At 55.8% G+C, this 25,740-nt stretch carries 27 protein-coding genes and 5 tRNA genes; 9 read left to right on the top strand and 23 right to left on the bottom strand.

Annotation, left to right across the window (positions count from 1 at the left end; translation table 11 throughout):
- Positions 1 to 63: 63 nt before the first annotated feature.
- From ACFSR7_RS00645 to ACFSR7_RS00625, 5 genes are all read right to left on the bottom strand, one after another.
- On the bottom strand, positions 64 to 1,065 hold the full coding sequence (locus ACFSR7_RS00645) for a zinc-dependent alcohol dehydrogenase (RefSeq protein ID WP_378158413.1): 1,002 nt from the start codon (positions 1,063 to 1,065) through the stop codon (positions 64 to 66).
- A gap of 25 nt (positions 1,066 to 1,090) precedes the next feature.
- Complete coding sequence (locus ACFSR7_RS00640; protein WP_378158411.1) at positions 1,091 to 1,855, bottom strand: SDR family NAD(P)-dependent oxidoreductase; 765 nt, start codon at positions 1,853 to 1,855, stop codon at positions 1,091 to 1,093.
- A gap of 24 nt (positions 1,856 to 1,879) precedes the next feature.
- A complete protein-coding gene (locus ACFSR7_RS00635) occupies positions 1,880 to 4,648 on the bottom strand; it encodes a glycosyl hydrolase (RefSeq protein WP_378158409.1) in 2,769 nt (922 codons plus the stop codon).
- A gap of 70 nt (positions 4,649 to 4,718) precedes the next feature.
- On the bottom strand, positions 4,719 to 5,435 hold the full coding sequence (locus ACFSR7_RS00630) for a FadR/GntR family transcriptional regulator (RefSeq protein ID WP_378158407.1): 717 nt from the start codon (positions 5,433 to 5,435) through the stop codon (positions 4,719 to 4,721).
- A 148-nt stretch (positions 5,436 to 5,583) separates the two neighbouring features.
- Positions 5,584 to 6,078, bottom strand: a complete 495-nt coding sequence (locus tag ACFSR7_RS00625) for a YhcN/YlaJ family sporulation lipoprotein (RefSeq protein WP_378158406.1) — start codon at positions 6,076 to 6,078, stop codon at positions 5,584 to 5,586.
- Positions 6,079 to 6,227: 149 nt separating this feature from the next.
- Between ACFSR7_RS00625 and ACFSR7_RS00620 the strand changes: the two genes are divergently transcribed.
- Both ACFSR7_RS00620 and ACFSR7_RS00615 read left to right on the top strand, forming a co-directional pair.
- Positions 6,228 to 6,539, top strand: a complete 312-nt coding sequence (locus ACFSR7_RS00620; RefSeq protein WP_378158405.1) for a hypothetical protein — start codon at positions 6,228 to 6,230, stop codon at positions 6,537 to 6,539.
- 72 nt (positions 6,540 to 6,611) lie between these two features.
- On the top strand, positions 6,612 to 7,262 hold the full coding sequence (locus tag ACFSR7_RS00615) for a class F sortase (protein ID WP_378158403.1): 651 nt from the start codon (positions 6,612 to 6,614) through the stop codon (positions 7,260 to 7,262).
- 305 nt (positions 7,263 to 7,567) lie between these two features.
- Here the strand turns inward: ACFSR7_RS00615 and ACFSR7_RS00610 are convergent, their stop codons facing one another.
- A complete protein-coding gene (locus ACFSR7_RS00610; RefSeq protein ID WP_378158402.1) occupies positions 7,568 to 8,893 on the bottom strand; it encodes an aspartate aminotransferase family protein in 1,326 nt (441 codons plus the stop codon).
- Between the two features lie 115 nt (positions 8,894 to 9,008).
- On the bottom strand, positions 9,009 to 9,800 hold the full coding sequence (locus tag ACFSR7_RS00605; protein WP_378158400.1) for an IclR family transcriptional regulator: 792 nt from the start codon (positions 9,798 to 9,800) through the stop codon (positions 9,009 to 9,011).
- Between the two features lie 253 nt (positions 9,801 to 10,053).
- Here ACFSR7_RS00605 and ACFSR7_RS00600 point away from each other — a divergent pair, with 253 nt between their 5' ends.
- Together ACFSR7_RS00600 and ACFSR7_RS00595 are read left to right on the top strand one after the other, a co-directional pair.
- A complete protein-coding gene (locus ACFSR7_RS00600) occupies positions 10,054 to 10,161 on the top strand; it encodes a sporulation protein YjcZ (RefSeq protein ID WP_378158398.1) in 108 nt (35 codons plus the stop codon).
- A gap of 787 nt (positions 10,162 to 10,948) precedes the next feature.
- A complete protein-coding gene (locus ACFSR7_RS00595; RefSeq protein ID WP_378158396.1) occupies positions 10,949 to 11,341 on the top strand; it encodes a hypothetical protein in 393 nt (130 codons plus the stop codon).
- A gap of 39 nt (positions 11,342 to 11,380) precedes the next feature.
- Here the strand turns inward: ACFSR7_RS00595 and ACFSR7_RS00590 are convergent, their stop codons facing one another.
- From ACFSR7_RS00590 to ACFSR7_RS00575, 4 genes are all read right to left on the bottom strand, one after another.
- Positions 11,381 to 12,622 carry a sialidase family protein gene (locus tag ACFSR7_RS00590; RefSeq protein WP_378158395.1) on the bottom strand — a complete coding sequence of 414 codons (1,242 nt, stop codon included), beginning with the start codon at positions 12,620 to 12,622 and terminating at the stop codon, positions 11,381 to 11,383.
- 120 nt (positions 12,623 to 12,742) lie between these two features.
- Positions 12,743 to 13,114 (bottom strand): hypothetical protein, encoded by a 372-nt coding sequence (locus ACFSR7_RS00585; RefSeq protein ID WP_378158393.1) that lies wholly within the window; start codon positions 13,112 to 13,114, stop codon positions 12,743 to 12,745.
- Between the two features lie 244 nt (positions 13,115 to 13,358).
- Positions 13,359 to 13,730 (bottom strand): hypothetical protein, encoded by a 372-nt coding sequence (locus tag ACFSR7_RS00580; protein ID WP_378158392.1) that lies wholly within the window; start codon positions 13,728 to 13,730, stop codon positions 13,359 to 13,361.
- Positions 13,731 to 13,770: 40 nt separating this feature from the next.
- Positions 13,771 to 14,007 carry a hypothetical protein gene (locus tag ACFSR7_RS00575; protein WP_378158391.1) on the bottom strand — a complete coding sequence of 79 codons (237 nt, stop codon included), beginning with the start codon at positions 14,005 to 14,007 and terminating at the stop codon, positions 13,771 to 13,773.
- 175 nt (positions 14,008 to 14,182) lie between these two features.
- Here ACFSR7_RS00575 and ACFSR7_RS00570 point away from each other — a divergent pair, with 175 nt between their 5' ends.
- On the top strand, positions 14,183 to 14,413 hold the full coding sequence (locus ACFSR7_RS00570; RefSeq protein WP_378158389.1) for a tyrosine-type recombinase/integrase: 231 nt from the start codon (positions 14,183 to 14,185) through the stop codon (positions 14,411 to 14,413).
- A 127-nt stretch (positions 14,414 to 14,540) separates the two neighbouring features.
- Here the strand turns inward: ACFSR7_RS00570 and ACFSR7_RS00565 are convergent.
- From ACFSR7_RS00565 to ACFSR7_RS00555, 3 genes are all read right to left on the bottom strand, one after another.
- A tRNA-Leu gene (locus tag ACFSR7_RS00565) sits at positions 14,541 to 14,626 on the bottom strand.
- A gap of 91 nt (positions 14,627 to 14,717) precedes the next feature.
- Positions 14,718 to 14,793 (bottom strand) — tRNA-Lys (locus tag ACFSR7_RS00560).
- Between the two features lie 10 nt (positions 14,794 to 14,803).
- Positions 14,804 to 14,878, bottom strand: a tRNA-Glu gene (locus tag ACFSR7_RS00555).
- Between the two features lie 150 nt (positions 14,879 to 15,028).
- Here ACFSR7_RS00555 and corA point away from each other — a divergent pair.
- Together corA and ACFSR7_RS00545 are read left to right on the top strand one after the other, a co-directional pair.
- The gene (gene corA / locus ACFSR7_RS00550; protein WP_378158388.1) at positions 15,029 to 15,970 is read left to right on the top strand and encodes a magnesium/cobalt transporter CorA; all 942 of its coding nucleotides are present in this window, start codon (positions 15,029 to 15,031) and stop codon (positions 15,968 to 15,970) included.
- Positions 15,971 to 16,055: 85 nt separating this feature from the next.
- A complete protein-coding gene (locus ACFSR7_RS00545) occupies positions 16,056 to 17,318 on the top strand; it encodes an NAD(P)/FAD-dependent oxidoreductase (RefSeq protein ID WP_378158387.1) in 1,263 nt (420 codons plus the stop codon).
- A 425-nt stretch (positions 17,319 to 17,743) separates the two neighbouring features.
- Here the strand turns inward: ACFSR7_RS00545 and ACFSR7_RS00540 are convergent.
- The 3 genes from ACFSR7_RS00540 to ACFSR7_RS00530 all read right to left on the bottom strand — a co-directional run bounded on the left by ACFSR7_RS00540 (position 17,744) and on the right by ACFSR7_RS00530 (position 18,495).
- Positions 17,744 to 17,834, bottom strand: a tRNA-Ser gene (locus ACFSR7_RS00540).
- A 4-nt stretch (positions 17,835 to 17,838) separates the two neighbouring features.
- Positions 17,839 to 17,914 (bottom strand) — tRNA-Asn (locus tag ACFSR7_RS00535).
- An 80-nt stretch (positions 17,915 to 17,994) separates the two neighbouring features.
- On the bottom strand, positions 17,995 to 18,495 hold the full coding sequence (locus ACFSR7_RS00530; RefSeq protein ID WP_378158385.1) for a SprT family protein: 501 nt from the start codon (positions 18,493 to 18,495) through the stop codon (positions 17,995 to 17,997).
- A 104-nt stretch (positions 18,496 to 18,599) separates the two neighbouring features.
- On the opposite strand from ACFSR7_RS00530, the gene ACFSR7_RS00525 reads away from it, so the two are divergent.
- Positions 18,600 to 18,956 (top strand): hydrolase/acyltransferase, encoded by a 357-nt coding sequence (locus ACFSR7_RS00525; protein WP_378158383.1) that lies wholly within the window; start codon positions 18,600 to 18,602, stop codon positions 18,954 to 18,956.
- 120 nt (positions 18,957 to 19,076) lie between these two features.
- A complete protein-coding gene (cmpA, locus tag ACFSR7_RS00520; protein ID WP_277565602.1) occupies positions 19,077 to 19,214 on the top strand; it encodes a cortex morphogenetic protein CmpA in 138 nt (45 codons plus the stop codon).
- A 114-nt stretch (positions 19,215 to 19,328) separates the two neighbouring features.
- Here the strand turns inward: cmpA and ACFSR7_RS00515 are convergent, their stop codons facing one another.
- The 6 genes from ACFSR7_RS00515 to ACFSR7_RS00490 all read right to left on the bottom strand — a co-directional run bounded on the left by ACFSR7_RS00515 (position 19,329) and on the right by ACFSR7_RS00490 (position 25,656).
- Positions 19,329 to 21,518: a Tex family protein gene (locus ACFSR7_RS00515; RefSeq protein WP_378158381.1), complete on the bottom strand. Its 2,190-nt coding sequence runs from the start codon at positions 21,516 to 21,518 to the stop codon at positions 19,329 to 19,331.
- An 81-nt stretch (positions 21,519 to 21,599) separates the two neighbouring features.
- On the bottom strand, positions 21,600 to 22,214 hold the full coding sequence (locus ACFSR7_RS00510) for a TetR/AcrR family transcriptional regulator (protein WP_378158379.1): 615 nt from the start codon (positions 22,212 to 22,214) through the stop codon (positions 21,600 to 21,602).
- A 156-nt stretch (positions 22,215 to 22,370) separates the two neighbouring features.
- A complete protein-coding gene (locus ACFSR7_RS00505) occupies positions 22,371 to 22,721 on the bottom strand; it encodes a type II toxin-antitoxin system PemK/MazF family toxin (protein WP_090114400.1) in 351 nt (116 codons plus the stop codon).
- Positions 22,722 to 22,724: 3 nt separating this feature from the next.
- A complete protein-coding gene (locus ACFSR7_RS00500; RefSeq protein ID WP_090114402.1) occupies positions 22,725 to 23,006 on the bottom strand; it encodes a CopG family ribbon-helix-helix protein in 282 nt (93 codons plus the stop codon).
- Between the two features lie 150 nt (positions 23,007 to 23,156).
- Positions 23,157 to 24,341 (bottom strand): alanine racemase, encoded by a 1,185-nt coding sequence (gene alr / locus ACFSR7_RS00495; protein ID WP_378158378.1) that lies wholly within the window; start codon positions 24,339 to 24,341, stop codon positions 23,157 to 23,159.
- Positions 24,342 to 24,522: 181 nt separating this feature from the next.
- Positions 24,523 to 25,656 carry a LolA family protein gene (locus tag ACFSR7_RS00490; protein ID WP_378159048.1) on the bottom strand — a complete coding sequence of 378 codons (1,134 nt, stop codon included), beginning with the start codon at positions 25,654 to 25,656 and terminating at the stop codon, positions 24,523 to 24,525.
- Positions 25,657 to 25,740: the final 84 nt, after the last annotated feature.

The following is a 25,740-nucleotide window of genomic DNA, read 5'->3' as shown; positions in this document are numbered from 1 at the left end:
CGAGTAGCACCACCCCACCCGTTCATAACGGTTAATATTCCGGATCTGAGCAATCTCATCAAATCAAGGCTTCAGAAAGATTTTGGAAAACGGGCTTTTGCCTTCGGCCAGCTCGCGGAAGGCAGACGCTCCTTCGTCCAAAGGACGGGTCTGCGTCCAGCCCTCGATGGCAATGTTCCCGCGAATTAAAAGAGCGACGGCTTGCCGGAAATCTTCATGGGAATACGTATACGAGCCGATCAGCGAGATCTCCTGTCTCACCAGATGATTCATCGGCAGCTCCGATTTGCCGTGACCCAGCCCCACCATAATGACCGCGCCGCCCGGATCCACCAGGTTCATCGCCTGCTCTCTCGTCGCCTGCACGCCTACACAATCGATAATGACCGGAATCCCTTGCGGGAACAGCTCTTCGCGACGATCCTCGATCTGCCGCGGAGAAAGGCCGATTGCGCCTAATTTCTCGGCATGCGACAGCCTCGCCGGCTGCAGATCGAGTACGACGATGCTGCAGGCACCCATCTGCCGGGCAGCCGCAACGCACAGCAGTCCGATCGGTCCTGCGCCATAAATGAGCAGATCGTCAAGCGGCCTTAACCCGAGCTTGATCGCATGGATCGCGACGGCCAACGGTTCGGCCAGCGAAGCCAGGGAAGCATCCATCTCCTGCGGCACCCGAATCACGTTCTCGTACGGCACCGCGACATAATCCGCGAAGGCGCCGGGCCGGTGAATGCCGACGATCTTGCGGTTGCGGCAGATGTTGTATTCTCCCCTTTGGCAGCTCGCGCAAGTGCCGCAGGCAATCAGCGGGTTGACGACGACTTTATCCCCGTGCGAGAGCCCGTTAGTCTGTTCGCCCAGTCCAGCGACCCGCCCGCAGAACTCGTGCCCCATAACCAGCGGCGGCACGCGAACGCTGCTATGGCCCAGATAACCTTCCAATTCGCTGCCGCAGATGCCCACGCTTTCTACCTTGACGAGCACTTCATGCGGTTTAATGCTTGGCACATCGACTTGTTCGATCGCCAGTTTTTCCGGTCCCTGATAAACCAATGCCTGCATGCTTCATTTCTCCTGTCTGCCTGGGCTATTTAGCCAGATATCCGCCATCGACCATCAGATCTTCGCCGGTCATGAAGGAAGCGTCATCCGATGCGACAAATGCCACGACGCCCGACACCTCTTCCGCCGTTCCTTGCCTGCCCAGAATATGAAGCTGCGAGATGCGCGCGTTCTCCTCTTCCGGATCGATGCCCAGCTGGACGCAGCTGTTCTCGAATGCTTCGGTCCGGATGTAGCCCGGGCAAACGCTGTTCACGCGAATATGGAAGGGACTCAGATCGATCGCCCAGCATTTCGTTAATCCGCGAATCGCGAACTTGGTCGCATTATACGTGGCAAAGCTGCTCTGCCCGACAAAGCCGCTGACGGAAGACAAATTGACGATAGCGCCCGCGCCCGCCTTCTTCATGAGCGGCAAGCAATGCTGGGTAACGAGCGAAGTCCCGATGACGTTGATGTCCAAGATGGCTTTCCATTCCTGCGACGTCGCATCGATGCCCTTTAAAATAAAGCGGGCCGCGTTATTGACCAGAATGTCGACCTGATCCGACACCTCCGCCACGCGCCTGAAGGCAGCCTCGATCTGCAGCTCGGCAGCGATATCCGCCTGGACAAAATAAACGGGATTGCCCGTCTCTTGCCCGATGCCGGCCGCCGTTTCTTCGCCGTCCTGCTTCAGATCGAAAATCCATACCTTGCAGCCTTCCTCGCTCAAGCGACGGGCGATCGCTTTGCCAAGCCCCTGGGCCCCGCCGGTCACGACGGCCGTCTTCCCTTTTAGTCCCCGCACGCTGCTTCCCCCTTCCCTTAGGTTTTATTCCGGCGATACGATCGTAAGCGATGCCTGACCGGAAAGGCCGGAAGGCAGCGGCGCCTGAACCTGCTGTCTTTCTTTATGGGCGTACAGGCGTCTGTCGCGAATCTGCTTGATTTTTTCCGTAAAGTAGGGCCAGTTTTCCGACAGCGGACTGCTTGGCTTCGGCTCATGCAGCGCCGGATCGAGCATATGGTTGATCCATACGTTCGTGATCTTGATGCTCAGCTCGTTTTCGCCCTCGGCCAGCCAATCCGTCACGTCCAGCCGTCTTGGCGCTTTCCAGAGCACGCCTGCGCTGCGGCCGTTCACGAACACCTCCGCCACCTCGCGGACGTCCTCCAACTGCAGCCAAACGCGCTGGTCCGGCCAGAGCGCAGGTATCGTTACCTTTTTCTCATAGAGGGCGCTGCCGCAATAATATTGCACATCTGCGAACTGCTCCCAGGTTTGCAGCCGCTCCAGCGCTTGCTCGAAGCCGGCTTCGGGAATGCGCAGCGTCCAGTCATCCGAGATATCCATCGTGCGGGCAACCTGCCGCACTTGCGGCAGCTGTCCATTGTCCTGGACGGCGCCCGCATCCGCTAGCGCTTCATCGAACACCACCAGCAAGGACTGGAACGGCTCGAACGCCAGCTCAAGGCTTGCTGTCCCGCTCTCCGGGGAAAGCTGGATGCGGCGAAGCGTCCGGCGCGTTAACGGATCGAGCACGGTCGCGGATCGGCCTCCGAATTTAAAGCGAATACGCGCCTGCCGCTCTTCGCCGCTCACATTCGCCACAAAGTACACATGGCCGTCCTTTTGAACCCGATGCACGTAACCGATTGTCTGCGCAGCTTGGTTCAAACCGCTTGCATCGCCTATAGACTCGATCGCGACGTCAGGGGCTTCGGCTTCGTTAAGCCGCGCCACCAGCTGGTCCTCGTTCTCGATGACGATCGTCTTCCCGATCCCGACCGTCTTCCAGACGCCGTCCTCCCGGTCGAACAAATCGTCCATTACTTTGCCGAGACGCCGGTTGTTCGCCTCTCTGTCCTTATAGCCCGGCGCCGTACGGGGACGCTCGTCGACGGCGATCAGCGTGCCGCCTGCGGACACGAATTCGAGCAGCTTGTCGGCCGTATCCAGCGGCAGCCGGGTGACATAAGGCAGAATCATCACTTTGTAGCGGCTTGCGCCCAGTTCAAGCCCTGAGACGGTCGCGCGGGACAGCTGCGTAACGGCTTCGTCGTTAAGAAAATCGAAATAATAGCCCGACTTTTGCACGCGATTGACCAGGCTTTTACCGATATGCTCCTCCAGCTTCATCGCCATATGCAGCTCGGCTAGCGGCATGGCGGACCAAATGTCGGCCTGCGGCAAATAGATCCCGACTTCCGCATAGCTCTCCCCGGCTTGCAGAAACGCGGACACCGTATGGATGTAAGCGGACAGAATCGGGTAGTACTCCCACCATGTATTGTTATGCGAAATAAAGGAGGAAGCATAAAAGGCCCAGCCCGGCTTCCCTGCCGATTCCGGCGAGTAGGAATAGCCGTGATTGACAATCTGATTAATGCCGTCGAGAAAAACCGCATCGACTGCCGCTTTCATCATCTCCAGCGTCTCCATGAAACGCGGCGAACGAAGCCAGGTGAACGTTTCGTTCGTGATCACGGCCCTGCCGTATACGTGACCGGCAGACGAAGCCAGCCTGCGATGCACCGTGTTCACCTCGTACTTGTCGTTTGCGCCGAACGTCTCGCCTTCCGGATAGTCGGCAGCCGCGTAGGCCTGCAAAATATCGCCCCAGGTGCCGTGCGCCTGGATTCTGGTTTTGACGCCCCTGGCGTGGCTCCAGTCGGTGAAGTTGCGGAAGAAGTTATCGATCGTAAGTTCCGAGAACGTCTTGTAGTAGTCATAACGGATATCCGCCGTAATCTCCCCGATATTTCCCCATAACGCCGGCATAAACGGCGTCAACTCGTAGCCTCTGCGCGCCGCGAATTCCGCGGGCAATATCGACGTCCAGTTGTTGCCGCCGAGCTCGATCGAGTCGCAGAAAAAAGCGCGGATCCGTCCTTGGCCCAGCCGCTCCAGCAAAGGCTCGCCCAATTGGGCGAAGTAGAAGTCGGATACGTCCTTGCGGCAATGGTCGATCGCGTAGCCTTCCATCCCCGGTGCGGGTATGCCCACCTGCTGTTTGTACATATTCGTAATAAAGACGTAGATCTTCCAATGCCCTTCCGGGATGCTCACCTTGTTCATGCAGTGACCCCACTGCCAGCCGTGCAGCCAGGTCGTGCCCAGATGCTCCGTAATATCGCGGAGCGTATCCGGGAGCAGCGCGCCGTTCTCGAACTTGCCCATGACAGCCTTGATCGGCTCGCCGGGAAGGATTGTCGTGAAGTCCTGCTCGAATTCGGACGGTCCGATGATGTCGATTTGGTACGGAATCAGAATTTCCGGGGCCATGTCGAACGGTACGAACGGGCCGCCGAACGGCCAGCCGGAGCAGAGCGTAATATCGACGAAAAGTCCCAATTCCTCAGCGGTCGTAAGCGTATAATCGAGAATGTCCATAAATTCCGGCGAGTAATAGGTGCGATTTTTGATGCCCTGCGCTTCGGAATCCTCCTGAAGGGGGTAGGTAATCTGGATCTCGACCCCGCCCAGTCCCGCTTCTTGCATAAAAGTAAGCTCGCGGCGAACTTCTTCCTTGGTTACGGCTGCGCCGTACCACCACCATCGCGTGAAGCCCTTCGCTTCGGTCGGGGGATTATGCAGCAATGTGAGACAATCGTCAATGTGTGAAATGATAGGCCACCTGCCAGTCGTTAGAATGAATGATTATTGACGGTCATTGGAACAGCTTTTCGTCCAGCCGGTCCAGATCCGCGCGGAGAATCTCGAAATGCTTGCGCATGAAGCGCTTCGCGGATTTAACGTCGCCGAGCTTCATCGCGTCGAGAATTTGCCGATGCAGCGGTTCCGTATCTCTGCCGAAGATCGGCGCGTCGACCGCGTCGATGACGTGAACGGACCACAAGTTTTCCAAATCCTCGATCGATTGGAACAGCTTCAACAGGAGTCGATTGTTAGCGCCTTCATATAACGTTTTATGAAATAGATAATCTTCCTGCCGGGGGATTTCCCCTTGATTCCGCTTCCTGTCGTATTCTGATATAATAACTTCCAATTGTTCCAGACATGCGCTTTGCTCTTGGCTCACAATCTGCTCAATCGCGTACTGCTCCATCATTTCCCGCAAATCCAGCATTTCCAGCAGCGATCTTTTCTCGTTCGAGATGCGCAGCTTGAGATCCGCGATTTCGCCGAGAATGGTCTTCTCCGCTCGAAGATACATCCCGCTGCCGGGCTTGATTTCGATCATTCCATAGCTCTCGAGCTTCTTCATCGCTTCCCGGAACGAGGCTCTGCTGATCTGCATCTGCTCGCAAAAAAAACGTTCGGGCGGCAGACGATCTCCCGGACTTAGTCCGTTATCCACGATGTACTTCAGCACTTCCTCCGAAATCGACTCGTGCAGCTTTTGCCGCTTTAATGGTTTAAGCAAGAAACCGTAGCTCCTATCTCAAATAATTAGTAAGTTGTCTGACCAATTTATTGATAACATATTTGATTTTCGATGAAGTGTCAATCGTTTTATGTGCGTTACATACAAAAAGAGGGAACTTTCCAAAATGGAAGTTCCCTCTCTTTGGTTACCTGAACGGCGCGGAAACCGTATGTCCGATATCGCGCAGCAGCGTCGCTACGTCCTCGGAAAAGTTGCGGACCGGATGACCGTCCATTGGCACCATTTGCGAATTGAGCGTTTTAATGCGCGCGTGGTATTGCTTGTCGGACGTTACGTGAACGGTATAGCCAGGCTCCGAGCGCGCCACCGTTTCCCGTACTTGGTTTTCGACGGCTTTTGCATTTTCTCCGTGCTTGACGTCAATGCCGACGATCGCATCCCGGTTGTGCACGATGACAGTGGCTTTGCTTACGCCCTTGACCGTATAGACATGTTTGGCGATTTTATTAGAAGCCGCGCGATACGAAGAAGAATTTGCGCCTTCCTTCAGGACGTTGTGATCGGTAGAACCGACATTATGTTCGTACGGCTTCACCGACTTCGTTTTCATTTGCCCGCAACCCGTCATCGACAAGACCAGCATCGCCGATATTAACGCGATTCCGTATGTTTTCAACAAGCTGTCTCACCTCCTGGCGTTTAATATGCACCTTGCGGTCGCCATTCATGCGGCAAAGGTGGAATCATTTCTCGCTTATCTATCACGGCGCACATGGACATTTTAATTGGCGGGGCGGATAACCCCATCAAACACTCGGGAGGTTCGACATGAAAAAAACAGTTGCCGCGGTTTTGACTGCATGCATGGTACTGACTGCAGGTTCGGCTGCATATGCTGCAGCGCCTGTTGCCGAGAAGAAGCATGAACAAAAAATGCATACGAAGTCGCTTCACGAAAAAAAGATGCACCACAAAAAAATGCAAGAGCACAAGCTGAAGGCCAAGTCCGAAAAAGGACATCTCATTACGCCTAAAGCAATGGATAAATCCAAAAGTCTTCATTCTAAAAGCTTGCGCGCCAAAGATGTAACGGAGCTGCCAAAAACCGGCTTCGGCGGCGCCAGCGAGCAAACGGAATAGAAATAAGGAGGGGTATGCGCTGCCCCTCCTTTATCATTTATGAAAACAATCGTAAAGCTTGCGGTCGTTATCGTGTTCGTTGTGGTCATGGCCGGTTGTTCAGCCGCTAAAGAAAGCCAGGAAAGCCCGTCTCTAGATCGACGCGATAATCAATGGCAGGAAATGAAAGACAGAAATTGGGATGCAACCGATGGAACTCATGCAAGCGATGCAACCGATACGGATATCATTCATAAACCGTTGTCGCTTCAAAAGCCAAAGAGAACAATCGCTTCAAAGGGGATCGTTCCGGCCAGAATTTATATCCCTGCCATCGACCTGCACGCAGACGTCGCGTCCGTGAACGTCAAAGACAACGGGCAGATGGACGTACCCAAAGACGACAAAACCGTAGGATATCTGTTAAATGGCGTTTACCCCGGCGCGATCGGAAACGCAGTGATGAATGGACATTATGATAATTATAAAGGCGCCGCCGTTTTTTTTAATTTAAAGCAGCTTAACAAGGGCGATCTGGTTGTCGTTAAAAATAAAGAAGGCGCGACGATCGAGTTCGCGGTTGAATCGGTGCGTTCCTATAAAACCTCGGAAGCACCGCTTTCCGGCATCTTCGGACCGTCAGACGAAGCCCGTTTGAACTTGATCACTTGCTCGGGAAAGTACAGCAGATCGAAGAAGGAGCATCAGGAAAGGCTGGTTGTGTACTCGAAAAGACGCGCGTGACAGCAATACGAAGTACAGGAAATGCAGGAAAGATTGAGGCGCATTAAACTTTATCCCGGAGCCGCTGCTTCGGTTTTTTTATGTACAGGGTCTCAAAGGACAGCCTCTCGTCCCTGAAGATGGATCTTGCTTTCCTGTCAGCTGTTCGGGGCTTCCTTTATCGCAGCCATGACGGCCAGTGGCAGGTTGGCATCCTGTGAAGAGGTAAGGGCTATCGCATCGGAAACTGAAAGAACGCCCTGGTGAGTATACATGATCGATCCGCTTTTGCAGAGCCTGCTCTTTCCAAAGCAGTTGCGAATTGGTCATGATGTCCGGTGCGGGAATAGCCGCAGCAATGCCTTTTTCAACCGCTCCAGCGTCTCGTCGATATCCTGCTCCGTATGCGCAGCAGATACGTACCACAGACCGCTTGGCCGCAGCACGACTCCTTGCCGAAGCGCCTCTTCCACGAACCGAGAATACCCCGCCGCATCTCTCTTCAAGAATTCGGAAAAATGACGAACTTCAGGCTGATCCGTGAACATGACATGGAACACCGGTCCGAACGAGTTGATCGTATGCGCCACACCGTGGCCTGCAAGCAGCGCTTTGAGCCCGCGAACGAGACGCTCCGTCATCTTTTCCATATGGCGGTATGCGGCTCCTTCATCCCGATTCAAAATGTCCAACGTGAGTATACCGGCCGATATGGACAACACGTTTCCGTTAAGCGTCCCCATATGATTGACTACGCCTTGCGATATCAGATCCATGATCTCCCTGCGTCCGGCAACCGCGCTTAACGGGAACCCCCCGGCGATCGCTTTGCCCATCGTCACCAGATCCGCCTGAATGCCGAGACGCTCCTGCGCTCCGCCTGGGCTGACCCTGAATCCGGTAATGACCTCATCTAAAATAAATACAATGCCAAGGTCTCTTGTACGTTCGCGAATCCATTCCAAATACCCCGGCAGCGGATGAAGGCATCCGGAGTTGCACAAGACAGGCTCGGAGATGATGGCTGCAATCTCGTTCCCGCACTTTTTAAGTACAGCTTCCAGCCGGTCTTTATCGTTCCAGGGGACGACGATAATGTCCTCAAGGGCATGCGCGCTTTGACCGTTCGTTCCGGCCAGTGCCGTCATGTCCGATGCCGGAGCTCCCGCATTCATCGGAAATGCAGTGAAAATAACGTCCGACCATCCATGATAATGACCCTCGAACCGGATAACTTTGGATCGCCCGGTATACGCACGCGCCAGGCGAATCGCGAGCATGACCGCTTCCGTCCCCGAGCCGCTGAAGGCGACTTTGTCGGCATTCGGAACGAGCTGCACGAGACGGCGGGACAACTCGATTTCGCCTCGGTGCTGCATGCCGAATTGCTGGCCGGAGGCCAAACGATGCGAGAGCGCTTCCAGCAGCTCCGAGTGCGAGTGTCCGAGAATAAGCGGGCCATATCCCAGGATGTAGTCGATATACTCATTGCCGTCCACATCGAATACGCGCGCTCCGGATCCGCTTTCCAGAAATAACGGGACCGGTTTCATCGCGGATCGCAGATTGCTGGCAACGCCGCCGCAAAGCGTTTCTTTCGATTGTTCATAAAGCGCATACGACTGGTCCATCGCGTAAGTATTCGTCTGCATGCCTTGCATGCCTCCTTAATAAGCAAGCGAATGCCTGCCGGTAAAAATAGATCGCCCCCCTGAGAATATCATGAATGGAGTTTTACATCAAGAAAACTATTTTATATTCAGAAAATTAAACTTGCTGATAGTAAATCTTCAAGCCGAGTTCCTTCGCCGCCTGGCGAATCATGGCCCCCGCTTTCTCCCACAGCTCTTCGCTCATTCTTGCCTTTGGAATCGAAATGCTCATCGCCGCCACCATTTGATTCTGAGAATTGATTATGGGCGCTGCGACGCACTGGACCCCCTGTACGGCTTCCGAGTTGCTGTAGGCAAGTCCCTCCTCGCGAATGCTTGCCAACTGCGCATTCAAGTCATTGCGATTGTTCAACGTTGTCTCCGTTAACGTGCCGAGCTGGTCATCTGGGTAAATCCGGTTTAGTTCTTCCTCGTTTAACCGGCTAAGCATCATCTTCCCCATTGCAGTCGCATGAAGCGGCAGCTTCATCCCCAAGTGCGAAACGAAGCGAACAGGCTGCGTGCTCTGTTTCTCCGCAATATACATAATATTGTTCTCGCTGCGAATCGACAGATAGACCGCCTCGTTAATTTCGTCGACGATGCGCTGAGCGACATGTTGAAATTCGGAAATCAAACTCGTATTTTGCGTGTACTTGGTGCCGATCTCCAGTATTTTATAGCCAAGGCGGAATTGCTTCTCCTGTCGATCCGTTTCCAAATAGCCTCTGTTCAGCAAATTCTGCAACAATTTATAAGTGCTGCTCGCAGGCATATCGAGGACTCTGGAAATGTCCGTCAGACTCATAGGCTCCACATCCGAAGCAAGGAGCTCGATTATATCAAGTACCCGATCAGCCGATTTGACCACTGTCTTCTCTTTGTCCGTCGCTTTGTCCGTTGACATGCTGCAACCGCCTCCGCTCGCTTCGCTTGAACCGAAGTCACCTATTTGCACCAACCATACCACGGCATATATTTCATATCAAGAAAGTCGTTTTCCAGATGAGATAAAAAAGAACCATTCTGCCATTCTGGACTTATAACAAAAGTGTAAATGCGGAAAAACAACATATGATCTTCTGTGCGAATGACTATGCAATATATTTTAACGCGCATAAGCTAACGTGTAATAAACAACAACGTTGGAGGTGGGTTGTATGGGGTGTGAAGTTGGTGGAGCAGGTTATGGCGGAGGCGCAGCTTTTGCGCTTGTCCTCTTCGTACTTTTGATTATTATTTTAGCCGCAGGATCTAGAGTTTGTTAATTAGATACTGCCGTCTTGTTCCCGCTACACCAGCCTTTTGCTCATATATTCTGCCCTGTTCCTTTACTTTAAAATGATGAGCACCTTTACGCCCCCCGCCTATCCAACAGTATGGCGGGGGCTTTTTTTACCGGGTGGCTGGATCAGACGATTTTCTTGCGATATAGCAGCACGGTCAGCAGCCTGTAGAAGCCATAGCTGCCGCTTGACGGCGTGTCGATCGGCTTGTCTTTTACGGCAACCTATACCGCTGCGGCGGCGGCCCATGCCGGGAGCTCCGCGACGATCTGCAGATTTTCGACAGACGCAAGCCGCCCCGCAAGTGCCTTAAACTGCGTCGCCTGTACTTTTTCCAGTTATTTCAGCGTCTCGAATTCCGCGCGTTCTTCCTTCGTCATCGGTTCGTCCTCCTCGTTTTTGGTCAAACCTATTTGGAACATTTGACCGGTTCGGAATTCCGCAAGAACTCCACGATCTTTTTTAAAAAAGCAAACCATCGTTCAAACTCGCGTTCCTTCCGCGAGGCGGTTCATCATATACATCATTAAACAACATGGAGAAGATACTTGGCCGCTTGTTCACCATGCATTCCCCAACACTCGAAACCTCTCCGCTTCGGCAAAAATAAAAAAAATCCCTTAAGTATCAAGGGATTTTGTCATTTAAGCTATGGTGCGGTCGAGAGGACTCGAACCTCCACGGTATTGCTACTGCCAGCTCCTCAATTTGGGAGCAACTGCTCCAGGAAGTGCTTCGGCCAAATGCCTATTTCAGTCAGGTGATGAGCGTGGAGGGAACGGGAACAGACCTGTTCGAAGTGGTTCGGCAGCGGAAGCTCGAGGGCATTGTCGCCAAGTGCGCAAATAGCCCGTATGTTGGACGACGGGATCCGCGCTGGATCAAGATCATCAATTATGAATATGCGGAAGTGGCGATCGCCGGATATCACCGCGACGAATCGGGCTGGCTCGCTCACTTTGAAGGTCGCCCGGCCGGGATCATTGAATTCGCTCCGGCTGCTCATAAGAAAGTGTTCCGCGCTGTCGCTGTCGGTCTGGTAACCGGGCAAGATAAGTACTTTGTTTATATGGAGCCGCGAATTAGAGCGCGGGTACGATTCAGAAATTGGACCCGGCGAGGGATGCTTCGAGCACCGGAGTTCGTCGATTACGTCATATAACAAATAAAGCCCAAGAGCAAGCCCCCGGGCGAGTAAAATTTAGGTGATAACAATATTTGAGTACCCAGCGACAATGGTTTGAGTGGGCGCGGTATTCGTCCAAATTCCAATATATCCTCCAGGTGGAACACTTACAATATCAATGTAATCACCAATAAGACTAACTGGAGTCGGATTGTTCCCATTTGGGTTGAACGAAGCGTTCGTAATACGGGTGTTCGTGAACGTCTGGCCGCCATTAATCGAACGAGCCACAAACACGTCCAGATCAAAACCGTCAACTTGATTACTGTAATAAATGATGTTAACGACGCCCGTAAGCGGGTCCACGTCAACAGAAGGAAAAAAATTCTGAGAGCCCGCAGGCGCGCCCGTGATGCTGACCGGTGTGGACCAAGTCACTCCAGTGTCTACAGACTTGGACATAAAAACGTCGGCATAGCCTTGCCGGTTGTCCTGCCATACCGCATACACGGCGCCCGTGCTTGGGCCTATAGAACGATCGGTCGAAACACTGGCAAACGTTAAAACGCGAAAAGCATAGTTCGTAACGGGTAATACCGTAGGAACCGGCACGACCGACGATACATTCACGGATGGACCGAACGTCACTCCCCCGTCCAGTGACTTTCTAATAATATAATTATAGCTTGGACTTACGGTAATCCATGCAGCATAGACGATTCCTTGCAAATCAACGGCGATCTCAGGCCGTTCGACTTGGTCCGATTCGATAGATAACAGAACCGGCGTATCCCAAGTTACACCCAAATCTGTAGAGCGCCGCATAAATGCCGTTGAATTCCCGCCGTTTTCTACATTAAACTGATGGTTATAAGCCACATAAAGATTGCCTAAATAGGGACTCGATTGACTCGTATCCGCTGTTGCGTTCGTCTCATCATTGTTAATGTACGTCCCATATCCGGGAGCAACGATGATAGGATTGCCGAAGGTTGCCCCGTTATCGGTCGAAACATAGACAACAGTTGTGCCGTCGGATTCTCCGGGGAAAGCGTGAGCACTTACAACAAAAGTATTCGGAAATGCATAGGTTACTGTGGCTGCCTCGGCGCCGGTGAATCCTGCCGGCAACGGCAGCAGTGAATTGCTCCAGCTATTCCCCCCATCAAGTGAGCGGTATAGTCCCGTCATCGGAACGCCCGTTGTATTGTCTGTAGATACCGCAACCATGATGCCTGGTATGAGCAAATTCACAGCAACACTCGGCTCAAACTTAGGTGGACCTCCGGGCGTAACTTGGAAATTGAAGTTAGTCAATGACTTTCTCCTCTCATCTCCGTACTAAATACATAGTATGGTTTATGAGCAAGAAGAACAGATCAGACAATTGCATTAAAAAATATAAAAAGCCCGAGAGCCGAAGCCCCCGGGATATATTTATAAATCAGCTTCCAGTTTATCGAGAGCTTCCAGCAATCGCGAAGCTGCTTCCCTACACTTTTCAAAAGATGATGTTACTATTTGATCAAAGGCATTTGCTTTTTCTACTGCTGTAGCCGCTACCTCAGTTAGTTGTATAGTCTGTCTTATAGCCTGCCTGCTTAACACAGCCAACTTTGAAATCGTTTCTTTATCTTTGGCGGTTGCGAGCATTTCCGCAGCCAACGATGCCATCTCCGCTGACCCACTAGCATCGAATTGTAATTTTATTGCCCTCTGCCTAGCTTCAAATGCTTGATCGTTCGCCTTATTTGAAGCCAAGCGAGCATTATTCATAAGATCCATTAGCTCATTCAGTTCATTATGCATAATACCCACCCTCCTTATTAAAATAAGATAATTATAACCAAGCCAAAATACATTAAAACAAAAAAAGGTCCGCGAGCAAAGGCCCCCGGTCGGATGGTTAAACGACGCCTTTACGATGCAGCACGGTGAGCAGCCGGTAAAAGTCGTAACTGCCGCCCGAGGGCGTATCGATCAATTTCGCCTATACGGCAGCCTGAACGGCGGCGGCAGCCCACGCGGGCGGCTCTGCCAAGATCTGCAGATTTTACACCGAAGCGAGCCGATCGGCAAGAGCCTTGATCTGCGCCGCCTGCTCCTTCGCCAGCTTTTGCAGCGTCTTGAATTCCGCGCGTTCTTCCTTCGGTTCGTCCTCCTCATTTTTGATTGGTTGCGTGAATATCCAATATTGCCGCGCCTCGGCCGCGAATACGTGCGCCCGGCTGCCGACCATCAGAACGAGGTGGCCGTCGCCGGCCACAGTATATACGGCAAGCAGCGAATAGTGGATCCAGTCTAGCATAGGATCAGCCCCCTTTTCTATAAGGTACTTGGAAAAGTTGTTGCTTCGGATCTCCTGCTGCATCTCGGAGTGCTTGTCCCGGTACCAGGGGGATAGCCGCAGGAGCCATTTAAACATGCGTTATCCGCTCCTCTCGTTTGGGCCATCCTTTTTAAGATTACTTACCACCCGCGATGGATCTATACGTATCCTTTTGTTCGATCAGCGCCGTCAGCAGCTCGTCGCGATCGTGCTCCGCTTTGTCGAACAGCGTCCGCGGCACAAGCTTGCCGGTCACGACCATGCGCACGACATATAGCATCGTCATAAGAAAGATCAGCACGAAGATGAGGGCGACACCATAATTCTCGGGCAACTGCGCCAGCTTGGCGACCTGGTCAATATCCTGATTCAATGCGGCGCACCGCCTCCATTTATGAATAAAGGCCCCGCCGAAGCGAAGCCCGATGCCTTACTCGCCAGTCGGGTCGGGAAGAGGCGTGCCGTCAATATCGAGATCCATAGCGGCCAGTTACTCCACGCAAGGATGGACGTGGCGATTCTCTGTCCAGCAGTACGATTCCTTCGCAATGGTGGAAGAAATTTCTCATGCGTCACGAGCTGAAACCCATAATCTTCGACACACAGCCGCGACGCTGCTGCTGGAGAACGATACCGATCTGAAGATCATCCAGGAACGCCTTCGCCGCTCCCAGTATTCGACCACTGCCGATTTATATGCGCACGTCACAAAGAAGGCGAGCCGGGCGACTGCCGATAAATTTAATCAGTTTGACCCCAGGCCAGAGACCCGCAATTAAAAGTTCGCTCCCACACCGCTCCCACGTCACAAAACAAGAACAGATATTCCCTAATACTCGAAACCTCTCCGCTCCGGTAAAAATAAAAAAATCCCTTATGCATCAAGGGATTTTGTCATTTAAGTTATGGTGCGGTCGAGAGGACTCGAACCTCCACGGTATTGCTACCGCCAGCCCCTCAAGCTGGTGCGTCTGCCATTCCGCCACGACCGCATATTAAAAGTGTTGCTGTTCTCCAAGCGGCAGTGCCGGGGAACTTCTCAAAGCCTGTTGCTTGCTGAAATTCGATCCTGCTGACCGAAGGTGGTGAGCCATGAAGGACTCGAACCTTCGACACCCTGATTAAAAGTCAGGTGCTCTACCAACTGAGCTAATGGCTCGTACTAAAGTTGGTGACCCGTGGGGGAATCGAACCCCCGTTACCTCCGTGAAAGGGAGGTGTCTTAACCGCTTGACCAACGGGCCGCATTAGCATCAATTCGTTTGTTTACCGCGTTCCCTCTCGGGCGACAAAAATGATTATATAACAAGGTTAGCGGATTCGCAAGTACCTTTTTGCAATTTTTTAAAAGTTTTTTTGTGGTGTATGCTAATGCCATGAAAGGAGCGCAAAACATGACTCAAATGCTTCTATATAATGAATCGACGCAGCGCGTCGAAGAGACCGACATTCGGGTGCCGATCGAAGGCGAAGTCGCCTGGGTGCCGCTGATCGCCGCCCCTGAGGAAGAGATCGTGCGCGTGCTGCGGGACGTGTTCTGCTGTCACCCGCTGATCGTCGAGGACTGCGTCAAGCTGAACCAGCGCCCCAAGCTCGACCGCTACGACAAGCATCTGCTTCTTACATTCTTCGAGATCGGACAAGATCTGACGACGATCGAGATGGAGCACGTCATCGGCCCCAACTACATCATTACGGTCGCGCCGCAATCCGCAAGTTCGGTGGACGCAGCCGCGCGGGACTTCCGCGCCGCGCCTGAGCGGTTCATGACCTTTTCCGGCGTCATCCTCTACCGCCTCCTTGATCGCTGCGTCGACGACTATGCGGATCTGACGGATAAGGTTGAAAACGTGCTCGACAAACACGAGCGCGCCGTCTTCCGCAATCCGCACGTCAGGATCGCAGGAGACGTGTTCCGTCTCAAGCGGAAGCTGCATACGGTCAGGCGCATCATGGCGGATGAAAAAGCGGCGCTCGCGCAGCTGACCCATCATCAGTTCCCCTACACCCGAGCGGAAGCGGACGTATACTTCATCGACATCTACGATCACGTCTCGCGCGTACTTGATTCGATCGACGGATTTCGCGAGTCGCTATCCGGCCTCCTAGAGCTCCAGCTCAATATGAAGTCGGATCGGATGAACGAGATCATGAAGACGCTCACGATCGTCAGCTCCATCTTCCTCCCCCTGACCTTCGTCGTCGGTCTGTACGGGATGAACTTCCACGACATGCCCGAGCTGCGCTGGAAATACGGCTATCCCGCAGTCCTGCTCGTCATGGCGGTGATCGCGGGGTCGCTCTGGTGGTTCTACAAACGAAAAAAATGGCTGTAACGCTCGCGGCGCCCCTCGTTTCAACGGTCCTCATATCCGGTTAAGCAAGAAGTAATATACGGATTCGACAAAGGGGCTATTCGCCATGAACGATCAGAAGCTGCACGACGGTTCCTTATACTGGCCGAAAACGATGTCCTTCTTCCCTACATACCCCTCCCTTCGCGAGCGAGCGATGACTCAGGTCGCGATCATCGGCGGCGGCATGACCGGCGCGATCTGCGCAGCTACCCTCGCAGAAGCCGGCATCCCCGCCGTGCTGGTGGAGGACAAACGAGTCGCTTCCGCCAGCACGGCGGCCAATACGGGACTGATTCAATTTTCCAGCGATATTATGATGAGCGAGCTATCCGACCGGATCGGCGAAAAGGACGCAGCCGCGTTCTACGTACACTCCCGCAAAGCTGTGCGCGATCTCGGCCTCTTGTCGGCAGCCATTCCGCAAGACGGCGGCTATCGTGTCCGCAGCAGCCTGTACTGCGCCTCCTCAGGCGACGACGCGTCGAAGCTGCGCCGGGAATACGAGATGCTCCGCCGACACGGCTTCGCGGTGGATTGGGGCTTCCCTGAGCGGGTCGGCCGCGACTTTATGGCACGATATCCGGCCGCCTTCGTAGCCCATGGAGACGCTGAAATCAATCCCGTGCGGATCGCCCACGCCTTTATCGCGCAGGCTGCGCGAAGCGGCGTCCGCGTATATGAGCATACGGGCGTAGCGAACGTACGCAGGAGAGGCGACTGGTTCGTCCTGGACTGCGAGGGCGGCGAGATCCTCGCACGGACGGTCGTTCGCGCATCGGGCTACTTCCCTAGCATCGAGGGCGCTGCCGGGAGCGAGCCGATTCTCCGGAGGACATTCGCGCTGGCGACGAAGCCGAACTCGGTTCCCGCCGGATGGAACCAAGACCTTATGATGTGGGAGACGGCCCGTCCCTACTTCTACTTCCGGACGACGCCGGACGGCCGGATCATCGCCGGCGGGCTGGACGAAGACTCGCCGGATCCTGTGACAGGCGAGCCGACGCTGCAGGCACGCACGGCGAAGCTGCTCGGCGAGCTGGGGAAGCTGTTCCCGGGCAGCCGCTTTGAAGCCGAGCACGCCTGGTGCGGCGCGTTCGGCGAATCGCCGGACGACCTCCCCTTCATCGGCGAGCATCCGGAAACGCCGGGGCTCTTCCATGCGCTGGGCTACGGCGGCAACGGCACCGTCTATGCGATGCTGGCTGCGAGCATGCTGGCAGCGCGTATACGCGGGGAAACGCACCCGCTAGCCGGCTTGCTGCAGCCAAGGCAAGTCAACCGGGCAGCAAGCGGCAAGCCGGCTGTCAGAAAGGCTTATGGGGTTTAGAAGCCGGAGCCTCCACCGCATACTTAACAAACAAGCGCTCCGCTGCAATTGTGCGGGGCGCTTGTATCTATTTTGATCGCCGCCCACGTTGCGCCTGCGTCGTTATTTCGCCGTATGAAATGCCTGCAAATATACATCTATTTCCGCCGAGATCGACCCTTCTGAACAAAATTGATGCAAAAACGCAGTTATTTTCCTCCACGATCCGGATTTCCGGTTTGCGCTTTGCATTTACCTGCATATTTGCATGTATTTCCTCACGTGCCGTCGGTCGGCAGAAAATACATGTACAAATGCAGGTTTTTAGCCCCACTAAGCCATCGAAAAGCTTCGGCACGCCGAAAGCGCGATTACCAGTCCTCGAAATCAATACATAAAACAAAAAAGGACTGCCTATTCGGCAATCCTTGATCATGTCGCTGTAGTGGCGGAGAGAGAGGGATTCGAACCCTCGCACCACTTGCGCAGTCTAACCCCTTAGCAGAGGGTCCCCTTGAGCCACTTGGGTATCTCTCCATGTTGGCTCCCCGAACAGGACTCGAACCTGTGACAACTCGATTAACAGTCGAGTGCTCTACCAACTGAGCTATCAGGGAACGTTTTCTTCGAAAGCGACATGAATTAATTTATCATATGTGCTTAAATGAGTCAAGCATCGCGCCAATCTTTTTTAAAATTAATTTTGCGCAGCCTGCCCGGCCCACGAAAATGCCTTGTCCGGCGCGGCTTCTTCGAGCCGAAGCTTGCCCTTGCATCGGCCGCAAACGTACTTGCGCGGGTCGGTCTTGCGCTTGCGCGGGTAGGACATGCCGCAGGCTCCGCATACCAGATGATAGCGGACCGGCAGGCTGCGGCGCGCGCCCGGAAGCGCCTGACAATAAAGCGTGGCGCCGACTTGGGCGAGCAGCGTCTTGAACTCGGCGTCGCGGTGGCGGTAGCCCCGTCCGAGCAGATGCAGGTGGTAGTGGCACAACTCGTGCTTAATGATGCGTTCGGTCTCTTCCGCGCCATTGATCTCGAGTTGATGCGGACTGATCTCGATATGATGGCTCTTCGTAAAATAGCGCCCTCCCGTTGTCCTCAGCCTGGCGTTGAACGCCGCCTTGTGCAGGAAAGGCCTGCCGAACCATTGAAGAGACAAAGCCTCCACCCACTGCTGCAATTCCCGGTTGTCCATTTACGGAGCCTGCCTTCCTGTTAAAGCCTTATTCTACTTGAATTGTAGCCACGGGTTGGGCTACACTGTCAAGTAGAATTTGCCGAGGGGAGACCATCTGACCCATGCCCGACATGACTCACGTATTGCTGCAACGCGCCGACGGCAGCCTCCTGTTCGTCGAGATGCCCGCGTCTCACGCTTATCAGCTTACCGCGCTGAATCTAAGACTTCATAAGGAACTGTCCAAGCTTACGGCGGACAACGTCCCTGCACTGCCGAGAGCCGTGGCGGAGGTCGCCAGCCTGGAGCCGGTAGAAGGTGCGGCCGACCGGATCGGCGGCATGGACTACGTCAACGAGCTCGAAGCGACGTTTGCCGCCGTACGGGAAGGCGCGTACCCTCTCGTATCGCTGCTGACGGAGATTCGCGCCCTGCAGGCGCAGCTTGAGCAGTGGTACGAGGAAGAAGGACTCCTCTAATCGCCAACGATCGACGCGCGGCCCAATTTTTGACCGCCTTTCGGCAGTCGGACCTGCACGGTTCGCCTTTCCGCTCCATAAGGTATTAGTACAGCATGACAGTGGAGGAGGACGACGGCTATGCCGCAATGGCTGTGCAATCAGATGATGAGGGCTTACCAGAAAAAGGACCGCCGCCAGATCAAGATGCTGAACGACTGCTGGTTTTTCTATTACCGCCAGCCCGCGAAGGATGCGGCCGCAGGCCCTCGTCCCTAACCGACCGTCCAGGTTTGAATCATACGATCTCTAATCATAACAGCCGCCCCGAATGCGGACGCAGCATGCTGCGCCGCATTCGGGGCGGCTGTCTGTCTGGCGTGAACGACGGCATTATGCCTCCGCGGGTCCCTTCATCGTCAAGCTGACGCGGCCCTTTTTCAGATCCGCGCTCATGACCCACACCTTGACCGTGTCGCCGACGGCGACGACCTCCGTCGGGTGCTTCACGAACCGGTTGCTGATCTGCGATATATGCACGAGACCGTCGTTTTTGATGCCGATGTCGACAAAAGCGCCAAAGTCTACGACATTGCGAACCGTCCCGGTCAACTCCATCCCCGGCTTCAGATCCTCGATATCCAGCACGTCCGTGTGGAAGATCGGCGCCGGCAGCTCGTCCCGGGGATCGCGTCCCGGCCGCTGGAGGCTGTCCAGGATGTCGCGCAGCGTCGGTACGCCGACACCAAGCTCTGCCGCCGTCTCCGCGACGTTCAGGCCGCGCAGACGCTCCTTGACATCGTCGGTGCCGATACGGTCCAGCTTCACCCCAAGCGCCTTGAACAGCTTGTCCACGAAGCCGTACGACTCCGGATGGATCGGCGTACGATCGAGCGGATGCGCGCCGTCTGTAATGCGCAGGAAGCCCGCGCATTGCTCGAATGCCTTCGCGCCGAGCCGCGGCACCTTCTGAAGCTGCTTGCGGTCGGTGAACTTGCCGTTCTCTTCGCGCGCCTTCACGATATTCTTAGCCAGCGTGGCGTTGATGCCCGATACGTACGACAGCAGCGAAGGCGACGCCGTGTTGACGTCTACGCCGACATGGTTGACCGCGGACTCCACGACGCCCCCGAGGCTCTCATCGAGCCGCTTCTGGGAGACGTCGTGCTGGTACTGCCCGACGCCGATCGCCTTGGGCTCGATCTTCACGAGCTCCGCCAGCGGATCCTGAAGCCGGCGCGCGATCGATACCGCGCTGCGCTCGGCGACGTCGAGATCGGGGAATTCCTCCTGCGCGAGCCTGGACGCCGAATACACGCTGGCTCCCGCTTCGTTCACGATCAGATACTGCAGCCCGCGCTCCGGCATTCCTTTGATGACCGAGACTACGAATTGCTCCGTCTCGCGGGAGGCCGTGCCGTTGCCCACGACGATCAGTGTCACGCCATACTGCCCGATCAGCCTGCGGAACAGCGCCTCCGCCTCCGCCTTTTTATTGTGCGGCGGCGTCGGATAGGACACGGCCACTTCGAGCAGCTTGCCCGTATCGTCTACGACGGCCAGCTTGCATCCGGTACGGAAGGCAGGGTCTACGCCCAGCACGACCTGTCCCTTGACGGGCGGCTGGAGCAGCAGGTTCCGGAGATTTTCGGAAAAGATGGAGATCGCGTGCTCCTCCGCCTTCTCCGTCAGCTCGCCGCGCAGCTCGCGCTCGATCGACGGAGCGATCAGCCGCTTGTAGGCGTCCTCGGCCGCTGCGGCAAGCGCGTCGCGAGCCGGGGAAGGCCCGCGCAACGTACGTCTGTGCAGCTCGGCCACGACCCGCTCCGACGGCACGTCGAGGCCGACGCCGAGCACGTCCTCCCGCTCGCCGCGGTTGATCGCAAGCACCCGGTGCGGGGGCAGCCGCTTGACCGGCTCGCTGTATTTGTAATACATCTCGTAGACGGATTCGGCCTCCGCGTTTTTAGCCTTGCATTGCAGGACGCCCTGATCCCAAGTAAAGCGGCGTACCCACTTGCGGATGTCCGCGTCGTCCGCGATGCCCTCGGCCACGATATCCATCGCGCCCTGGATCGCTTCCTCCGCGCTGCCGACGCCCTTGGCGGCGTCGATATACCGGGCCGCTTCGCGCAGCAGATCGCCTTGCCGCGGCTGCGACAGCAGCCAGTTGGCGAGCGGCTCGAGCCCACGCTCCTTGGCCACGCTTGCCCTCGTCTTGCGCTTTTGCCGGTAAGGCCGGTACAGGTCCTCGAGCTCCTGCAGCTTCACCGCGGCGCCGATCGCCTTCGACAGCTCCGGCGTCAGCTTGCCCTGCTCGTCGATCAGGCGGAGCACCTCGCCTTTGCGATCCTCCAGCTGCTTCAGGTAGCCGCGGCGCTCCTCGATGGCCCGAAGGACGTTCTCGTCGAGCTCGCCGGTCATCTCCTTGCGATAGCGGGCGATGAACGGTATCGTGTTGCCTTCGTCGAGCAGTCCCGCCACCGTGCGCACCTGCGCAGGCTTAAGCCCCAGCTCGGATGCGATCTGCGCGATCATGCGCTCCGGCGCAAGCTTCGCGTCCGGCAATGTGGCTTCATTCATGGTACGTCGGCTCCCTCTGGTCAAGTCTTATTCCATCATAACAAAAGACGCTTCCTGCAGGAAGCGTCCCCAAGACTTGCGTTATAGCGATACCGAAGGCGCGTCCATGTCCGGGCAGCGCAGCGCGGCGAGCACAAAAGCCGTCATATCCTCGCATAGCCGCTCCGAATCGGGTACGGGCTCCGACAGCACCGGGTCGAAGAAGCTGAATTCGCGCCTGTACGTAATGCCTCCCCATAAATAAAGGAAAGCGCTATCGAGCGAACGATAATGAAAAACGCCGCGACGCTTGCCTTCGGCCAGCAGCGCCCGAATTTTCTCCCAGATCGGCATCAGATACGCCCGGATAAAATCTCGCCTGCACGTCTCGTTGCCGATCTCGTTTTGAATAACGCGAATAAGGTCAGGGTCCTCGGATTGAAACTTTACGATCTCGCGAATCACGACCTTAAGACCCGCGACCGGCTCCATCGGCGCGGCGATCGTCTCCCTAACGAGCTCGATCGGGAAAAACTCGTCCATCAACGCTTCAAAAAGCTTGTCCTTGCCTTGAAAATAATAGGACACGAGCGCGGGATTCGTATCCGCCTCGAGACCCAGCGCCCGAACCGTCGTCCCTTCAAAGCCCTGCCGTGCGAACAGCCGCTTGGCGGCCAGCAATATGCGCATCCTTGCATCCAGCTCGTAGGTACTCATGATCCCTCCATGCACGAAAAAAAAGCTTTAGCGCTTCACCGCATTATCTCTATTATGCAGCACAGGACCTTGGTGAAGCAAGCATGCATTTGTCGAAAATGTGCTATATTTTGTGCAAAAAAAAAGAACGGCTCCTTCCCCAAGAAGGAACCGCTCTTAAAAATCGATCAGACCGACGCTGATTAGCAGCGCCTCGTCTACTTTTCTCATCATTTCCTCGTCCAAATGCGTGATCTTATCCGTGAGACGCTGCTTGTCGATCGTCCGGATCTGCTCGAGCAGCACGACCGAATCGCGCTCCATCCCATGCTCCTTCGCCTCGATCTCCACATGCGTCGGAAGCTTCGCCTTTTGGATCTGCGCCGTAATCGCCGCTACGATAACCGTCGGACTGAACCGGTTGCCGATATCGTTCTGAATGACGAGCACAGGGCGTACGCCGCCCTGCTCGGACCCGACGACAGGCGACAGGTCCGCGTAGAACACATCCCCGCGTTTGACGATCAATCGCTACACCCCGCTCACGAGCCGTCCGAGCGTGCTCTCTGCGTCTTCCTCGGCATGGAACGCTTCAGATGCCATGTTCAGGTTGATCTTGGCCATCTCCAGGTATCCCCGCTGCATCGCGTCGCGGATCAGGCGTTTCTTTCTGTCGACCAGATACTGCTTCATCGCCTGGCGGACGACTTCGCTGCGATTGGAATTCTCGTTCGCCGCAACATAGTCCACCTCGCGCAGCAGATGATCGGGCAGACTGATCATAATCCGCTTCGTATTGTGCAAATTGGCCACCGAACACGCACCCCCAAAAAATGTCCATCCTGCAATAATTCCCAGTATCTCGTTACGTGAAAAGAAATATACGAATATCATACCATTCGCGCCTTATGCGCGTCATTCCTGCTTGACGACATCAAAAATGTCGAATGCTTCGAGGGAAAGCTATTGCTGCAGCAGCGGGTTGACCACGCCGACGACCTTGCCCTCGCTGACGTACACCCTCGGCACGCGGGCCGCAATCATACAAGTAATTTCGTAATTAATCGTGCCTAGCCTATCTGCGAGCTCCTCGACCGGCAGCACCGCTTCTCCCTGACGGCCGAACAAAACGACTTCCTCGTCGGGCATCCAAGGAGACGCGTCGCCGGAAGACCCTTGTTCCAGACGCACCATGCACTGGTCCATGCAGATCGAACCTACCACCGGATGCCGGCGCCCTCTTGCGAGCACCTCGGCACGGCCGGACAGCATCCGGCTGAAGCCGTCGGCGTAGCCGATCGGCAGCGTGCCGATCGACTCGGTCTGCTCCGTGAAATATCGCGTGCCATAGCTGATGCCTTCGCCCGCCGCGAGCGTCTTGACATGGGCGAGCCGCGTACGCAGCGACATGACCGGCGCGAGCGGAATCTCGTCGTGCCGAACCTCGTCACTCGGATAAAGACCGTACATGCCGATGCCCAGACGCAGCATGCCGCCGACCTGAGGCGGCATATCGATGCCTGTGGCGGTATTGCCCGCATGCACGATCTGAAGAGGCAGCCCCGTCCGTCGGACATAATCGGCGACCGAGGCGAAGCGCTCGGCCTGCATCATCGTGTAGCTCTTGTCGTTCTCGTCCGCTCGCGCGTAGTGCGTATACAAACCTTCTACCGCCAGCTGCGGCAGCTTGCAGGCCCGCTCAAGAAAGCGCTCGGCGGCAAGCCCCGGCATAACGCCGAGTCTGCCCATGCCGGAGTCGACTTTGACGTGAGCGACGAGCTTCGCCCCTTTTACGGGCATTCGTTCGATCGCATCGAGTTGATCCTCGCGGTACAACGTCACGGCAATGCCGCGTTCGCGAGCGATCGGAAAAGCGTCGGACGGCGTGAGGCCCAGCACGAGCACGGGCGTCTCGATGCCCGCATCGCGCAGCTGCAGCGCTTCGTCCAAAAAGGCGACGCCCAGATAGTCCGCGCCGGCCTGTGCCGCCGTTCGCGCGGACCAGACCGCGCCGTGGCCGTATGCGTTGGCCTTCACCGAGGCGAGCAGTCTCGTGCCCGGCGCGAGGCGCGACTTGAACGCGGTCACGTTGGCGCGCAGGGCGTCAAGCGAGATCACGGCAGTCGTCGGCCTGTAATACCCTTCCACGTACGTCACCTACTTTTGCCAGAAAACAGTTTGCTTCCTAATAAGGTAATGTTACCGGGCGCAGACCGTACTGTCAACGCAAGAGCGTCAGCCAAAGCTTGGCTATCCGTCTCTCGGATGCCAAAAAGCCGGTCTTGGGACCGGCTTTTGGCTGTAAATGAGAATTTGATGAGAGAAGGAATTACTTGCCGGATTGGTCGACGAGCGCCTGGGCGACGCGGACCATCTCCTCATGCGGCAGATCGACCGTCGTCAGGCGATAATCGACGCCGTCGTACGTCCAGGATAGCGACTGCGTATCGTCTTCGGTCAGGAAGCCGACAGTGAAGCCGAGGTCGAGCGCCTTGGTCTGGGCGAGCGTCGAGACGGAACGGTCCTTGGACTGCGACTCGATGATCGAGAAATCGTAGGTGCCGCTGTAGCGCAGCATGACGCCTTGCGTCCCGTCGCCGAGCTGCACGTCGAACGGCGCTTCCACTTGCGTGACGCCTTGCGGCAGCATGAGCGGGTCGGGCTCGATCGCCGCCATCTCGACGGCCGGCTCGGCGGTCTTGCCGTCCGTGCCGTCTGCCGGATCGGCGGCCGCCGGGTCTGCGGCCGTGCCGGTCGTGCCGGTTGCATCCGGCGAGGCGCCGTCGATCGGCAGCGCGCCGGTCGTGCTGGCGTCGCTCTTTGGCGTCGCGAGATTCTGCTGCATGTCAAACGCGGACTTGTCGAACTTTTTGCCGAATTCGAAGCTGTCGAACTTCACGTCCACCAGCACGTTCGAATTCGTGTCCGTCACCTCGACGAGCTGCGGCGAATAATCGCTCTTGTCCAGCCAGATCTTCTGGCGGGCGAACGAGCCGTTCTGATAATTGCCGGCCATTACATTAAAGACGTAAGAGTCCTTCTCCGCCGCGAACTGGCGCGAGTTGTCGACGGTGATGCTGTGCAGGAGCGTCTGCAGCAGGTACACTTGACCCTGGTTGTCCGGCCAGTCGCTCTGGAAGCGGTAGCTCTTATTGAGGCTCGGCGTCAGGACGAACACGCCGTCGTCGTTGCGAAGCACGATCTGCGTCACGTCGCGGCTGGCGCTCGTCAGCGCGACGCGGTAATAGTTAGGCTTTTGGTACCATACCTCAACCTTGTAAGCCTGCGGCTGCTGCCCGGTGTGCAGCGTCATGACGCCGCTCCCCTGGTAGCTGTCCATCTTGTCCGACAGTTTGGTCAGATCCTTCACGACCGAATCGGCGTTCTTGCCCGCGCCGCATCCCGACAGCAACGTCGCGACGAGCACCAGGGCAGCCGCGATCCACGGCAGCTTGCGAAGCATCACATCAACCCCTCTTCGATTGGTTAGTCCATGCTTCATTCCTATGAGGGGACTTGACCAAATATGCGGACGAGATTGACGAGC

Source organism: Cohnella sp. GCM10020058 (assembly GCF_042683485.1).
In the GTDB taxonomy this organism is placed as follows: domain Bacteria; phylum Bacillota; class Bacilli; order Paenibacillales; family Paenibacillaceae; genus Cohnella.
This window is presented reverse-complemented; position numbering and strand designations above follow the sequence as displayed.

What these genes read in the sequence shown, in the direction of transcription:
- ACFSR7_RS00530 (WP_378158385.1), bottom strand. Translation starts at nt 18,495, where the DNA reads ATGGACAACCGGGAATTGCAGCAGTGGGTGGAGGCTTTGTCTCTTCAA.
- ACFSR7_RS00510 (WP_378158379.1), bottom strand. Translation starts at nt 22,214, where the DNA reads ATGAGTACCTACGAGCTGGATGCAAGGATGCGCATATTGCTGGCCGCC.
- ACFSR7_RS00525 (WP_378158383.1), top strand. Translation starts at nt 18,600, where the DNA reads ATGCCCGACATGACTCACGTATTGCTGCAACGCGCCGACGGCAGCCTC.
- ACFSR7_RS00600 (WP_378158398.1), top strand. Translation starts at nt 10,054, where the DNA reads ATGGGGTGTGAAGTTGGTGGAGCAGGTTATGGCGGAGGCGCAGCTTTT.
- ACFSR7_RS00645 (WP_378158413.1), bottom strand. Translation starts at nt 1,065, where the DNA reads ATGCAGGCATTGGTTTATCAGGGACCGGAAAAACTGGCGATCGAACAA.
- cmpA (WP_277565602.1), top strand. Translation starts at nt 19,077, where the DNA reads ATGCCGCAATGGCTGTGCAATCAGATGATGAGGGCTTACCAGAAAAAG.
- ACFSR7_RS00605 (WP_378158400.1), bottom strand. Translation starts at nt 9,800, where the DNA reads ATGTCAACGGACAAAGCGACGGACAAAGAGAAGACAGTGGTCAAATCG.
- ACFSR7_RS00620 (WP_378158405.1), top strand. Translation starts at nt 6,228, where the DNA reads ATGAAAAAAACAGTTGCCGCGGTTTTGACTGCATGCATGGTACTGACT.
- ACFSR7_RS00545 (WP_378158387.1), top strand. Translation starts at nt 16,056, where the DNA reads ATGAACGATCAGAAGCTGCACGACGGTTCCTTATACTGGCCGAAAACG.
- corA (WP_378158388.1), top strand. Translation starts at nt 15,029, where the DNA reads ATGACTCAAATGCTTCTATATAATGAATCGACGCAGCGCGTCGAAGAG.
- ACFSR7_RS00610 (WP_378158402.1), bottom strand. Translation starts at nt 8,893, where the DNA reads ATGCAGACGAATACTTACGCGATGGACCAGTCGTATGCGCTTTATGAA.
- ACFSR7_RS00585 (WP_378158393.1), bottom strand. Translation starts at nt 13,114, where the DNA reads ATGCATAATGAACTGAATGAGCTAATGGATCTTATGAATAATGCTCGC.
- ACFSR7_RS00490 (WP_378159048.1), bottom strand. Translation starts at nt 25,656, where the DNA reads ATGCTTCGCAAGCTGCCGTGGATCGCGGCTGCCCTGGTGCTCGTCGCG.
- ACFSR7_RS00515 (WP_378158381.1), bottom strand. Translation starts at nt 21,518, where the DNA reads ATGAATGAAGCCACATTGCCGGACGCGAAGCTTGCGCCGGAGCGCATG.
- ACFSR7_RS00580 (WP_378158392.1), bottom strand. Translation starts at nt 13,730, where the DNA reads ATGTTTAAATGGCTCCTGCGGCTATCCCCCTGGTACCGGGACAAGCAC.
- ACFSR7_RS00570 (WP_378158389.1), top strand. Translation starts at nt 14,183, where the DNA reads ATGGTGGAAGAAATTTCTCATGCGTCACGAGCTGAAACCCATAATCTT.